Below are 12,505 nucleotides of genomic sequence, written 5' to 3'. Positions count from 1 at the left end.
GTCAAGTATCAATAATTTCATGCACTTAATATAAAAAATGCTATTCCCATGAATAGTTTTTCACTTGGTACTACCACTGGCGGTTTCCCCTAGATGGGTACTGAACCAGCTCAATGCCCGCTGCAACACATCGCGCTGGTGCACCGGGTCAACGAAGCGATGCCCTTCGTTCGGATACACCACCAGTGACGTAGGCACGTTCTGCGCGCGCAAGGCATGCCAGAACTCTTGCGATTGTGCGGCCGGGCATTCGGCATCGCGATCGCCGACGACGACCAGCGTGGGCGTCTTCGCTTGCTTGATGAAGTGGATGGCGGAGCTTTTCGCATACACGGCGGGGTCGTCGTATACCGAGGCGCCGAAGAACGGCAGCATCCATTGATCGATCAGGTTCTGGCCGTAGTAGCTCTGCCAGTTGGCGATGCCGGCGCCAGCCACCACGGCCTTGAACCGCTGGGTCTGGGTGGGCGCGAACATGCTCATGAAACCGCCATAGCTCCAGCCGGTGAGGCCGAGGCGCTGGTCGTCCACTGGCAGTTTCTTCTCGATGGCGTCGATGCCGGCGAGCGTGTCGCGCAGATCGCCGTAACCGAAGTCCTTGCGGTTGGCCTGCACGAAAGCCTCACCCTGGCCGTAGCTGCCGCGCGGGTTGGGCATAAACACGAAATAGCCCAGGGCGGCGAACGGCGCGCCGCCGTAACCGACGCCGGGCCAGCGCGGGATCACCGCGCTCGACGGCCCGCCATGGATATTGACCACCATCGGATAGGTCTTCGCTGGATCGTAGTTGGCCGGGTAGAGCAGCCAGCCTTGTACGGGCAGCCCTTCGTTCTGCCATTCCACGGATTCGGTCTTGCCCCAGACCGGCTTGATCGCAGCGTTGATGCTGGTGACGGCCGGCGGCGGCGTGTTGGTCAGCGGGCCGGCATGCACCTCCGGCGCTGCATCGAACGAGCTCTGTACGAAGGCGACGCGCGAGTGATCGTCGGACAAGGAAAGCGACATCGCCTCTTCACCAGCGCCGATGCTCGCCGGCACAGTGAACAGGGTGCGGCTTGGCTTGGCCGAGCTGCCGTTGATCGCGTACTCGGCGACTTCGCTCCGGCCGCGGTTGATCTGGCTGACCAGCAATTGCTGCGCGCCCATCCAGCTCAACCACACCGGCGTGACGCGCGTGCCCGTGGTGAGATTCACCGGCTCGCCCTGGCCGCTGGAGGCCACGATGTAGATGTCGCCGCCGGTGGCCCCCTGATCGCTCATCAAGCCGCCGATAAAGGCGATGCGGCTGCCATCGGGCGACCAGCGCGGTAGCGCGAGCTGCAGACCATGCAGACTGCCTTTGCTGGTCGCTGGGTCGACAACCACCGTCGTGGTGGCGCCGGTTTGTGCGTCCTGTACCAGCAATTTGGCGACCCACCAGTTGTTGTCGCCCGGCGGCGGAGCGGCGACATAGGCGATGCGTCGCGCATCGGGCGACCAAGCGAACTCGTAGATGTGGCTGCTGGCCGGCGTGAGCAGGCGCAAGGCACCGCCAGCGGCGTCGACCGCCGCTACGCGTTGCACTTCCACGTCGTCCACGCCGATCTCACCCGCCGCCGGTTTGGCAGCTGCCAGCGCGCTGGCGCGGCGGGTGGCGTTCTCCACGTAAAGGAAGCCGAGCGTGCGGCCGTCGGGGGACCAGGTGAGGTTCTGCGCCAGGCCCTTTAGCGTCAACAGCTTCTTCGGCATGTCGTTGCCACGAGTATCGGCGACGAAGAGATCTCTTCTCTTGTTGGCGTTTCCGCAATCGGAGAGAAAAGCCAGGTGCTGCGAATCCGGCGCCCAGGCGATATCGCCTTCGCTACAGCTGCCCGGCTTGGCGGTGCCGAGGCGATGGGCGTCGCTACCGTCGCTCTTCGCCACTTCGATGGCGGGTTTGCCTGCCGTGTTGACCACCCAGGCCAGCTGCTGGCCGTTCGGTGACAGTTGCGCGGCACCGATCGAACGGGCCTTGGCCAGATCGGTCAGCAAGGATTCGATGCGGGGATCGATCGTTGCCTTGTCGGCGAAGGCGAGGGGAGCAAAGGCCGTCGCCAGCAAGGGAAGCAGCAGTCGGGTGGTTTTCAGCATGAGGGTTTCCGGTGAAGCGCGATAACCCTGCCACGCTAACAGCCCGTCTAACCCTCATCCAGAGGCGGATGGTCTGAACTAGCAGAGTGTTGAGAAAGGGCTGTCCTGCCCTTTCTCAACTCGCTCGAGTCCGGCGCATGTCCGGACTCGGCTCCATGAATCAAGCACATGACGTGCTTGATTCATGGCAGGCCATCCTTGGCCTGCCCTAACAGGCTGTTTCTCAACAGCCTGTTAGTGAGTGGCGGCTGGCGGCGTCTTGCGCGCCGCTTCCAGCGCAGCGAGCTTGGCCTTGATCGCCGGCATGGCAGCCAACGCGGCGCGCTCGCCTTCCAGGATGGCCTGGTTCTTCTGCTCGAAATCGGTGGCGCCGATCTGGTTGACCTTGGGGCGGATCACTGCGTCCGCGCGCGCCAGTTCCTGCTCGCCCAGCTTCTGGCCCATGATGCTGATCGACTGGCCGACCACGCCAAGCATCCCGCTGGGATTGCTGCCGCTGGCCTTGCTGGAGATATCCACCGCGATCACGAAGTCCGCGCCCAGCTGGCGCGCGGCGTCCACCGGTACCGGACTGACCACGCCGCCATCGACGTAGTGCTTGCCGCTGATCTCCACCGGCTGAAACACACCGGGAATGCTGCTGGAAGCGCGCACGGCCTGCCCCGTGTTGCCGCGCACGAAGACCGTGCGATGGCCGTCTTCCAGTTGGGTGGACACGGCGGCGAAGGGCAGCTTGAGCTTCTCCATCGACCGGTTGCCCACCAACTGGTTCACGTAGTCCTGCAGCTTCTGTCCTTGCACCAGGCCGCCCGAGCCGGAGAACAGGCTGACATCGCGGATCTTGCTTTCGTCCAGCGCAAAGGCCTGCTCCTGCATCTGGAACGGGTCCATGCCACTGGCGTACAACGCGCCGACCACGCTGCCCGCACTGGTGCCGGACACCACATCCGGATGGATGCCATTGGCTTCCAGCATCTTGATCACGCCGATATGCGCGAAACCCTTCGCCGCGCCACCACCCAGGGCCAGGCCGATGCGCGGTTTGGGCACGACCACCACGGGAACCGGCGGTGGTGGCGTCGGTTTGCTGCCCCCGAAACAGGCGCTGAGCGCGAGGGTTGTAAGCAGAAGCAGCAGGCGAGGGGAGCGGCGCATGTAGGGACGCAAGGGAAGGATGAGTGGGCGAGTGTAAGGCTGAATCGGGGCGGGGCGAGGTTCGCTTGCGGCCGTTGCTGGGGCGGTAGTCAGCTGGTGGCGATGTGTGTGCTTCAGCTCGGGGAGGTTGGCGCAAGGGCTTACCCCCTCCCAGCCTCCCCCTGCAAGCAAGGGGAGGAGCTAAAGGCTCGCGACACCCTGCTCCCTCCCTTGCTTGCAGGGGAGGGTTGGGGAGGGGTAAACCCTTGCGATAGCTCGCGAGACTTGCGGGCCTTAGCCCTCAGCCCTGCGCCCCATCCGCCTCAAGGTGATAGTGCGTAGCCACCTCGACTTCCTTCTTCGAACCGAGAAACACCGGCACACGCTGATGCAAACCCGTCGGCTGCAGTTCGAGGATGCGCTCGCGACCCGTGGTAGCGGCACCGCCGGCCTGCTCGATGATGAAGGCCATCGGGTTGGCTTCGTACATGATGCGCAGCTTGCCGCCCTGGGATTTGATCTTGGCGTCCAGCGGGTAATAGAACACGCCGCCGCGGGTCACGATGCGATGCACGTCGGCCACCATCGAGGCGACCCAGCGCATGTTGAAGTCCTTGCCGCGCGGGCCTTCCTTGCCGGCCAGCAGCTCGCCGATGTAGCGCTGCATCGGCGCTTCCCAGTGGCGTTGGTTGGACATGTTGATGGCGAACTCGCCGGTTTCTTCCGGAATCCGGATGTCGCGGCGGCTGAGGATGAAGCTGCCCACCTCGCGGTCCAGCGTGAACTCATGCGTGCCGTGACCGAAGGTCAGCACCAGCACGGTGGCGGGGCCGTACACCACATAGCCGGCGGCCAGCTGGGTGGTGCCCGGCTGCAAGAAGTGCTCGGCCTTGGGTTCGCCGATGCCGTCGGGGCAGCGCAGCACCGAGAAGATGGTGCCGACGGAGATGTTCACATCGATGTTGGAGCTGCCGTCCAGCGGATCGAACATCAGCAGGTGGTTGCCCTTCGGGTACATGTCCGGGATCGGCTGCGGATCTTCCATCTCTTCGGACGCGCAGGCGGCGAGATGGCCGCCCCAGGCGTTGGCTTCGAGCAGGATCTCGTTGGAGATCACGTCCAGCTTCTTCTGCGCCTCGCCCTGGATGTTGCCGGTGCCGGCCTCGCCCAGCACGCCGCCGAGCGCGCCCTTGTTGGTGGCGACGGCGATGCGTTTGCAGGCGCGCGCGACCACTTCGATCAGCAGGGAGAGTTCGGCGTTGATGCGGCCGGCGCGGCGTTCCTCGATCAGGAACTGGATCAGCGAGACGGGCTTCATGGCGGGTCCGTGGCGAAAAGGAACGCGCATTGTCCGGGGTGTGGCTGAACCGCGCCAGCCGCTAATTGGGGCCTGGGAAACCCCCAGCAAAACACCCCTTCCCGCAGCCCTACTGACATCACGTTGGCAGCAGCCCTCCCGCAACCTATGCCGGTGCACTGGGCACGACAAGGAATTTGGACATGCTGAACCCGATCGTCACCAACTGGTTTGAAATTCCCGTTCGCGAGATGGACCGCGCCATCCGCTTCTACGACGCTGCGCTGGGCACGGCGCTGAAGCAGGAGCCTTTCGGCGGCATGGAATTGGCGGTGTTTCCGTATGACGGCACCCATCACGTCACCGGCGCGCTGATGAAGTTCGAGCATTGCGAGCCATCGGTCCACGGCAGCACGGTGTATCTGAGCGTGGCGGATGTGGCTGAAACACTGGGTCGCATCGAGGCGGCCGGCGGTGCGGTGATCGTGCCGCGCACGGTGCTGCCGGAAGGGCGCGGCGTGTTCGCCCAGTTCAAGGACAGTGAGGGTAACCGGGTGGGGTTGTGGTCCCTGCAGTGATCCACCCCATCCGGTTGGGCCGGCAAGGGCGCTGTCTTTATGCGCCCTCGTCGTTCGTCGTTATGACGGACAGGCCGTGACCACACGTATCGAAAGAGGGAGGAAGCATCATGCGTGACACCGTGTATTTCCTGGTGTTCGACGGGTTCGCCGACTGGGAGGCTGCGCTGGCGCTGTGCGAGATCCGCCGGCCGGGTGACTGGCGAGTGGTGACCGTGGGGTTCTCGATGCAGCCGGTGGTTTCCATGGGCGGGCTGCGTGTGTTGCCGGAGCTGACCCTGGATCAGATCGACCTCGCCCGGGCGGCGTTGTTGATCGCACCCGGTGGCCATCTATGGGAGCGGGGCGAAGGCGATGAAGCCGTGGACGCCGCCCTGCGCGTGCATGCCGCTGGTGCGCCAGTGGCGGCGATCAGCACTGGCGTGCTGGTGCTGGCCCGCGCCGGTCTGCTGGAGCGTTGCCGGCACACCGGCAATCTCAGTGGATTCATCGGCAGCCATGTTCCGGCCTACGCGGGATTGGAGCAGTACGACCCGGACGTACTCGCGGTCAGCGACGGCGGCGTGATCACGGCGAGCAGCCTGGGCAGCGTGGAGTTCGCTCGCGAGGTGATCCGCACGCTGGACCTGTACAGCTCCAGCGACCGCGAACATTGGTATCGCTTGTTCAAGCACGCCACGCCGCCGCCGTGGTTTGCCGGCGAGCGTGCCGTGGCCGCGTGAGGGAAGGCTTTTACGCCGGTGCGGCGTGCCGCCGCAGAACTCTATGGAGAACTCAATGATCAAGACTTACCAGGGCAGTTGCCATTGCGGCCAGGTCCGCTACGAAGCGGATATCGATTTGTCCGCCGGCACTGGCCGTTGTAACTGCTCCTACTGCGGCAAGCTCCGTTACTGGGGAGCCACGGTAAAGCCGGCATCCTTTCGGCTGTTGTCCGGCGAAAGCGAACTGACCGACTACCAGTTCAACACCAACAGTAGTCATCACGTGTTCTGCAAACACTGTGGTGTACACGCGTTCGGCCACGGCTACATCGAGGAAATCGGCGGGGCCTACTACTCCGTCAACCTGGCCTGTCTGGATGACGCGGATGTAGCGGCCCTGATTGATGCGCCACTGCGCTACTTCGATGGTCGCAACAACAACTGGATGTCCGTGCCCGCTGAAACGCGACACCTTTAGAAACCCATGCATAGGAGGAGGGGATCATGAGCGAACCACGCGTCACATTTTTCCATGCGCCGAACAGTCGCTCCGGCGGCACCCTGAACTTGCTGGAGGAGCTGGAGGCCGACTACGACCTCCACCTGCTCAGCCTCGGCGCCAAGCAACAGCGTCAGGCGGAGTATCTGGCGATCAACCCGATGGGCAAGGTGCCGGCCATCCGCCATGGCGATGCGCTGATCACCGAGCAGCCCGCGGTCTACCTGTATCTGGCCGATCTGTTCCCGCAGAAGCAGCTGGCGCCGCCCATCGGTGATCCGCTACGCGGGCCGTATCTGCGCTGGATGGTGTTTTACGGCTCCTGCTTCGAGCCCGCGCTGGTCGACCGCTCGATGAAGCGCGAACCCGCGCCGCCATCCACCTGTCCCTATGGCGACTGGGACACCATGTTCAAGACACTGACCGACCAGCTCGAACGCGGTCCCTATCTGCTCGGCGAGCGCTTCAGCGCCGTCGACGTGCTGTGGGCTACAGCGCTGCACTGGACCACGATGTTCAAGCTGGTGCCTGAGACGCCCGTGATCCGCGCGTATATCGACCGGATCAACGCGCGGCCGGCCATGGTGCGGGCGCGCGAGAAGGACACCGCCCTGGCGGCGGCCCAGGCCTCGCAGGCAACCTGAAGCGATGAAAGCGCCGCACCGTGACGTCCGACGCTGGCCGTTGCAATGCGGCTCGGCGATCATGCACGGATGCGCCGTGCCGATCGCCTGTTCCTCATCATCCATGCCTTGCGCGGGCGCCGTACCGCGCTGCCGGCGCGGAGTCTTGCCGACACCCTGGGCGTTTCGCTGCGTACGGTCTATCGCGACGTGGCCGACCTGCAGCTGTCCGGCGTGCCGATCGAGGGCGAGGCCGGCGTGGGCTATGTGCTGCGCAAGGGTTCGGACATCCCGCCGCTGATGTTCACCGCCGACGAGCTCGAATCGCTGGTGGTCGGCACGCGCTTTGTACGCGCGTTTGCGGGCGAGAAGCTGGCCGGCAGCGCGCAAGCCGCCTTGTTGAAGATCGAGGCGGTGTTGCCGCCGGAGCTACGCGACCGCGCCGCGCGTACGCGCATCTACGCACCGTTCTGGCGCGATCCGAACAGGACTGCGTTCGCCGTGCTGATCGATCGTTTAAACGCCGCGATCAGCGAGAGCCAGGTACTGCGCATCGACTACGCTGACGAAGCCGGCCGCTCCAGCATCCGTGAAGTCGAGCCGCTATGCCTGGCGTTCTGGGGCGGCGCGTGGACCCTGGGCACCTGGTGCCGGCTGCGCGAGGGCTTTCGCAACTTCCGGCCTGACCGCATCGCCGACTGCGCCATCACCGGCGAACGCTTCGGCGAAGTGGCCGGGCGCGATCTGGATGCCTACCTGGAATCCACGCGCGGCTACTACGGGGGGATGGAGCAGAAGTGAGTGGAGAGAGGTGAGGAGTGAGAGAGCAGCTCTTCGCCTCCTCTCACTTCTCACTCCTCTGCACTCACTTCTATTAACTGAGCTACCCTCGGCAGCACCAATCGCCGAAGGAGTTGCCGATGTCCACACCTCGCGTGCGTCATCCGTTGCTGTCGATCGCGCCGGACAAGCTGCGCCCTACCCAGTTGACGGTCGGCAAGGCCGAAGTCGCCGAAAAGCGCGACCTGTGGCGTAGCCTCGGTAAAAAGAAGCGCAAGGAGCTGATCGACGCGCATTGGTTTCCCGGCGTGATCGGGCCCAAGAGCAAGATCTACATCGTCGATCACCACCACCTCGGCCTCGCGTTGATGGAGGAAGGGGTGAAGGATGTTCCCGTGATGGTGCAGCGCGATTTCTCCTGGCTGGAGCCGGACGTGTTCTGGCGCACCATGGAGTTCAATCGCTGGGCCCACCCCTACGACCACCTCGGCACCCGCACGGATTACGCGGCGATTCCCGCTAGTCTGGCCGACCTCACCGATGATCCGTATCGCACGCTGGCAGCGCGCGTGCGTGTCGCGGGCGGCTATTCCAAAGACGCCACGCCGTATGCGGAATTCCTGTGGGCGGATTTCTATCGTCGCCAGCTGAAACTGCCGGCGGGCAAGGTGAGCGCGAAAGTGATGCAGCAGGCCCTGTTGCTCGCGCATGAACACGCGGCGGCCTATCTGCCGGGCTGGGCTGGCACGATCGAATGAGCGCGGAGCCGGACGTCGCACTGGCGCCGGGTAACTCGGCAGGTATCGACCTCCTGGCCGGCTTGTCCATCGCGGGGCTGCTGCTGCCCGAAGCCGTCGCGTATTCAGGTATTGCCGGCATGCCGCCGCAGGCGGGCGTGATCGCGCTGTTCGCCGGTCTGGTCTGCTACGGCCTGCTCGGGCGCAGTCGTTACGCCATCGTGTCGGCCACGTCGTCGTCGGCCGCCGTGCTCGCCGCCGGCACGTTGGCGTTGGGGGGCAACGACCAGGTGTCGCGTGCGGTGCTCGCGACCACCTTGGTGCTGCTTACGGGCGGCTGCTTTCTGATCGCCAGTGCCGCGCGTCTCGGCGGACTCTCGCATCTGATCGCCCGCCCGGTGCTGCGCGGCTACACCTTTGGCCTGGCTTGCGTGATCGCGTTGAAACAGTTGCCGCACTTGTTCGGCGTGACGGCCTTGCATGGCGACTTTGTGCCTGCCCTGTTGTTCGACCTGCTGCGCGATCTTGGCCAAGTCCAACCTGCCACTTTGCTAGCCGGCGCCGCTGCGTTGCTGCTGCTGTTCGTCAGCGAGCGCCTGCGCCGACTGCCGGGCAGCCTGCTGGTGATCGTGCTGGGCGTAGCGGCATCGGGCTGGCTGGCACAGCATGGCGTGGCGTTGACCGGCGACATTCGCATGATGCCGACATGGACCTGGCCGACCTGGCCTGCCCGCGATCAGTGGTTGCCCAGCGTGGAGCTAGCCGCCGCGTTGTTGTTGATCCTGTATGCGGAGTCGTACGGTTCCATCCGCAACTTTGCGCTCAAGCATGGCGATGCGGTGAATCCGAACCGCGATCTCGCCGTGCTCGGCCTGGCCAATGTGGTGTCGGGCTTGTTGCACGGCATGCCGGTGGGGGCGGGTTATTCGGCGACGTCCGCGAACGAAGCCGCCGGTGCGCGCTCGCGCTTGTCCGGCTTGGTCGCGGCGCTGTGCGTGTTGCTGATGGTGTGGTTACTGCTGCCATGGATCGAGCGGATTCCGGAGCCCGTGCTGGCGGCCATCGTGATCCACGCCGTGAGCAAGTCGCTGCGTTGGTCCGTGTTCACGCCCTATCTGCGCTGGCATCGCGATCGGCTGGTTGCGTTGGCCGCCGTGCTGGCGGTGCTGTCGCTGGGGATTCTCAACGGCCTGCTGGTGGCGATCGCCTTCAGCCTCGTTCTGTTGCTGCGTCAGCTCGCCACGGCGCGCCTCAGTGTGCTTGGGCAGTTGGCCGGCGGACACGATTTTGTCGATGTCGCACAACACCAGGGCGCCAGTGAACTACCCGGCATGCTGATCGTACGGCCGGAAGAGCCGCTGTTCTTCGCCAATGCCGAAGCCGTGCTGGTGCAATTGCGGCATCGCGTGCTGGACCACAGGGGTTTGAAGCAGGTGATCCTCAGCCTGGAGGAGTCGCCCGATCTCGACGGCACGTCGCTGGAATCGCTGGCTGACCTGGCCGCTTGGCTGGATGCCCGCGGCATCGAGCTGCGCGTGGCACGATTGAAAGATGCTGCGCGTGACGCCTTGCTGCGCATGGCATTGCCCCAGCTTCCGCCACAGGCGTTGGATTACTTTAGTGTGGAGGATGCCGTGCTGGCGGTGTCCCCGCCGACGCCTTGAAACAAGCCTTGAAACAAGGGAACCACATAGTGAAGAACCCGACACGCATGAGCTGGCTGGCGCTGGCCGCTTTGACGCTGGCGCCGTCCGCATGGGCGCAGCAAGGCGCGGACGCACGTTTCAAGCAGATCTACGAGCAGGAGTGGGCCTGGCGCAACGGGCAGGCCGGCATCAACAACGCTGGCGAAGCACAGCCCAATAACGGGCGCCTGGACAACGTGGACGCTGCCAACCAGCAGCGCCGGCTGGATTACTGGCAGAAGACGTTGGCCGATCTCGGCATGGTCGATCCCAAACAGCTGACCGCCGAGGATCAGATCAACTACGCCGTATATCGCGCGCAGATCCAGAACCTGCTTGCCGTGCAGCAGTTCAAGCAGTGGCAGATGCCGTTCAACAGCGACTCGGCGTTCTGGAGCGACATCGGTTATGTGCTGGGCGCCGACGACTTGCGCACGCCGCAGGACTATCGCCGCTACCTCGATCGGCTCGGGGAGGTGCCCGCGTACTTCGGCCAGCAGATCGATAACATGCGCGACGGCCTGGCACGCGGTTTCACCGTGCCGCGCGCGGTGCTGGACGGCCGCGACGTATCGATCGCCGCGGTGGCGGAACTGAAGGATCCGACCCAGAGCAGCTTCTACAAGCCGTTCGAGAAAATGCCGGTCAGCGTGCCAGCCGAACAGGCTGCGCAGCTGCAGCAGGAAGCGCGCAAGGTGATTGCGGAGAAAGTTATTCCCGCCTACGCGAACCTGCTCACCTTCTTTCGCAACGACTACCTGCCCAAGGCGCGCAACACGCTCGCCGCTGAAGCCATGCCTGACGGCAAGGCGTGGTATCGCCAGCAGATCATCGAATACACCACGCTCGATCTCGATCCCGGCGCGATTCATCAGGTGGGCTTGGAGCAGGTGGCGAAGATCCACGCTGAGATGGTCAAGACCATGCAGGCGAGTGGCTTCAAGGGAAGCTTCGCCGAATTCCTGCATTTTCTGCGCACCGACCCGCAGTTCCATGCCAAGACACCCGATGAGTTGCTGATGCGCAGCGCGTGGGTGGCCAAGCAGGTGGATGGCCAGCTCGGCAAGTTGTTTGGACGTCTGCCGCGTCAGCGCTTCGCTATCGTGCCGGTGGCACCGGATATCGCGCCGTACTACACCTCCGGTCGCGGCGGTGCGAACAGCTATCTCGTGAACACCTACGACTTGCCATCGCGCCCGCTCTACAACGTGGCGGCGCTGACCCTGCACGAATCCATGCCCGGCCATTCGCTGCAACTTGCACTGGCTGCGGAGCAGAAAGGGCAGCCGGCTTTCCGCCGCGAAGGCTATATCTCCGCCTATGGCGAGGGCTGGGGCCTGTACTCCGAATACCTCGGCAACGAGATGGGCATCTACAAGACGCCTTACGATCAGTTCGGTTATCTCACCTACCAGATGTGGCGTGCCTGCCGCCTGGTGGTCGACACCGGCATCCATCACCTCGGCTGGACCCGCCAGCAGGCGATCGACTTCCTTACCGACAACACGGCGCTTTCTGCGCGCGAAATCGCCAACGAAGTCGACCGCTACATCAGCTGGCCTGGCCAGGCGCTGTCGTACGAGCTGGGTTACCTGAAGATTCTGGAATTGCGCCGCAAGGCCGAACAGGCGCTGGGCACCAAGTTCGACATCCGCCACTTCCACGACACCGTGCTGCAGATCGGCTCCGTGCCGCTGCCAGTGCTGGAGCAGCGCATCGATCGTTTCATCGCGGAGGGCGGGCCGGAGCCGGATTTCGGGTGCGATTGTGGGAAGGGCGACAAGAAGTCCTGACCGGCTGGGAGGGCAGGGGCGCAGGTTGGGGTGGAGTGGCATGAAGTTTATAAATGGAGTAGAATCCACCTCAACTTCACAGGGAGAGTTTCCACATGGCAGCTCATCTCCTTCCTGAAACCATCCCCGCCGCTGATCTAGGCGGCCCTGCGCTGCGCGCCTTCTTCAAGCTGGCCGATCACTGGAACCTGCGCATCAGCGACCAGCGCAAGCTGCTGGGCGATCCGCCGGAATCCACGTTCTACAAGTGGAAGCGCCAGCAGGCGGGCAGCCTGGGGCGCGACGTGCTGGAGCGCATCAGTTATCTGCTCGGCATCTATAAGGATCTGCAGATCCTGTTCAACGATCCGAAACAGGCCGATGCCTGGGTGCACAAGGCGAATCAGGCATCGCTGTTCAGTGGGCAATCGGCGATGCAGCGCATGTTGTCGGGCAATGTGGCGGATCTCTACGTAGTAAGGCAGTACCTGGACGCACAGCGCGGTTGGTGACGACGACGCGGCACGAGTCGCAGTCGGCGATACGCCTGGAACGCATACTTCACCGACCCGGCAGGTAGCCTGAGA

General features: G+C 64.2%; 12 protein-coding genes. 9 read left to right on the top strand and 3 right to left on the bottom strand.

Annotated elements, in window-relative coordinates; all coding sequences use genetic code 11:
• Positions 1–60: 60 nt before the first annotated feature.
• The 3 genes from OUZ45_RS04065 to OUZ45_RS04055 all read right to left on the bottom strand — a co-directional run bounded on the left by OUZ45_RS04065 (position 61) and on the right by OUZ45_RS04055 (position 4,561).
• Positions 61–2,109: an alpha/beta hydrolase family protein gene (locus tag OUZ45_RS04065; RefSeq protein ID WP_266168645.1), complete on the bottom strand. Its 2,049-nt coding sequence runs from the start codon at positions 2,107–2,109 to the stop codon at positions 61–63.
• Positions 2,110–2,343: 234 nt separating this feature from the next.
• Positions 2,344–3,264, bottom strand: a complete 921-nt coding sequence (locus OUZ45_RS04060) for a patatin-like phospholipase family protein (RefSeq protein ID WP_266168644.1) — start codon at positions 3,262–3,264, stop codon at positions 2,344–2,346.
• A gap of 280 nt (positions 3,265–3,544) precedes the next feature.
• Entirely contained in the window at positions 3,545–4,561 is a 1,017-nt protein-coding gene (locus OUZ45_RS04055; RefSeq protein WP_266168643.1) for a class 1 fructose-bisphosphatase, read from the bottom strand.
• Positions 4,562–4,743: 182 nt separating this feature from the next.
• Between OUZ45_RS04055 and OUZ45_RS04050 the strand changes: the two genes are divergently transcribed.
• The 9 genes from OUZ45_RS04050 (at position 4,744) to OUZ45_RS04010 (ending at position 12,430) form a co-directional block, all read left to right on the top strand.
• The gene (locus OUZ45_RS04050; protein ID WP_266168642.1) at positions 4,744–5,118 is read left to right on the top strand and encodes a VOC family protein; all 375 of its coding nucleotides are present in this window, start codon (positions 4,744–4,746) and stop codon (positions 5,116–5,118) included.
• Between the two features lie 110 nt (positions 5,119–5,228).
• Positions 5,229–5,840 carry a DJ-1/PfpI family protein gene (locus tag OUZ45_RS04045; RefSeq protein ID WP_266168641.1) on the top strand — a complete coding sequence of 204 codons (612 nt, stop codon included), beginning with the start codon at positions 5,229–5,231 and terminating at the stop codon, positions 5,838–5,840.
• Positions 5,841–5,895: 55 nt separating this feature from the next.
• On the top strand, positions 5,896–6,300 hold the full coding sequence (locus OUZ45_RS04040; RefSeq protein ID WP_266168640.1) for a GFA family protein: 405 nt from the start codon (positions 5,896–5,898) through the stop codon (positions 6,298–6,300).
• Positions 6,301–6,326: 26 nt separating this feature from the next.
• Entirely contained in the window at positions 6,327–6,965 is a 639-nt protein-coding gene (locus OUZ45_RS04035) for a glutathione S-transferase family protein (RefSeq protein WP_266168639.1), read from the top strand.
• 69 nt (positions 6,966–7,034) lie between these two features.
• Complete coding sequence (locus OUZ45_RS04030; protein ID WP_266168638.1) at positions 7,035–7,745, top strand: helix-turn-helix transcriptional regulator; 711 nt, start codon at positions 7,035–7,037, stop codon at positions 7,743–7,745.
• Between the two features lie 119 nt (positions 7,746–7,864).
• A complete protein-coding gene (locus OUZ45_RS04025; protein ID WP_266168637.1) occupies positions 7,865–8,482 on the top strand; it encodes a ParB-like protein in 618 nt (205 codons plus the stop codon).
• A complete protein-coding gene (locus OUZ45_RS04020) occupies positions 8,479–10,125 on the top strand; it encodes a SulP family inorganic anion transporter (protein ID WP_266168636.1) in 1,647 nt (548 codons plus the stop codon). The genes OUZ45_RS04025 and OUZ45_RS04020 overlap by 4 nt, the downstream gene beginning before the upstream one ends.
• Positions 10,126–10,172: 47 nt before the next feature.
• Positions 10,173–11,939: a DUF885 domain-containing protein gene (locus OUZ45_RS04015; protein WP_266168790.1), complete on the top strand. Its 1,767-nt coding sequence runs from the start codon at positions 10,173–10,175 to the stop codon at positions 11,937–11,939.
• Between the two features lie 95 nt (positions 11,940–12,034).
• Positions 12,035–12,430: an MbcA/ParS/Xre antitoxin family protein gene (locus tag OUZ45_RS04010; protein WP_266168635.1), complete on the top strand. Its 396-nt coding sequence runs from the start codon at positions 12,035–12,037 to the stop codon at positions 12,428–12,430.
• Positions 12,431–12,505 lie beyond the last annotated feature (75 nt).

The sequence above is a fragment of the Dyella subtropica genome, from assembly GCF_026283965.1.
GTDB classification, from domain to species: Bacteria; Pseudomonadota; Gammaproteobacteria; order Xanthomonadales; family Rhodanobacteraceae; genus Dyella_D; species Dyella_D subtropica.
The sequence above is the reverse complement of the archived record's forward strand: the minus strand, read 5'-3'. Positions and strand labels throughout refer to the sequence as shown.

Excerpts from the sequence above, each read along its gene's own strand:
- OUZ45_RS04065 (WP_266168645.1), bottom strand. The coding sequence starts at position 2,109 with ATGCTGAAAACCACCCGACTGCTGCTTCCCTTGCTGGCGACGGCCTTT.
- OUZ45_RS04060 (WP_266168644.1), bottom strand. The coding sequence starts at position 3,264 with ATGCGCCGCTCCCCTCGCCTGCTGCTTCTGCTTACAACCCTCGCGCTC.
- OUZ45_RS04055 (WP_266168643.1), bottom strand. The coding sequence starts at position 4,561 with ATGAAGCCCGTCTCGCTGATCCAGTTCCTGATCGAGGAACGCCGCGCC.
- OUZ45_RS04050 (WP_266168642.1), top strand. The coding sequence starts at position 4,744 with ATGCTGAACCCGATCGTCACCAACTGGTTTGAAATTCCCGTTCGCGAG.
- OUZ45_RS04045 (WP_266168641.1), top strand. The coding sequence starts at position 5,229 with ATGCGTGACACCGTGTATTTCCTGGTGTTCGACGGGTTCGCCGACTGG.
- OUZ45_RS04040 (WP_266168640.1), top strand. The coding sequence starts at position 5,896 with ATGATCAAGACTTACCAGGGCAGTTGCCATTGCGGCCAGGTCCGCTAC.
- OUZ45_RS04035 (WP_266168639.1), top strand. The coding sequence starts at position 6,327 with ATGAGCGAACCACGCGTCACATTTTTCCATGCGCCGAACAGTCGCTCC.
- OUZ45_RS04030 (WP_266168638.1), top strand. The coding sequence starts at position 7,035 with ATGCGCCGTGCCGATCGCCTGTTCCTCATCATCCATGCCTTGCGCGGG.
- OUZ45_RS04025 (WP_266168637.1), top strand. The coding sequence starts at position 7,865 with ATGTCCACACCTCGCGTGCGTCATCCGTTGCTGTCGATCGCGCCGGAC.
- OUZ45_RS04020 (WP_266168636.1), top strand. The coding sequence starts at position 8,479 with ATGAGCGCGGAGCCGGACGTCGCACTGGCGCCGGGTAACTCGGCAGGT.
- OUZ45_RS04015 (WP_266168790.1), top strand. The coding sequence starts at position 10,173 with ATGAGCTGGCTGGCGCTGGCCGCTTTGACGCTGGCGCCGTCCGCATGG.
- OUZ45_RS04010 (WP_266168635.1), top strand. The coding sequence starts at position 12,035 with ATGGCAGCTCATCTCCTTCCTGAAACCATCCCCGCCGCTGATCTAGGC.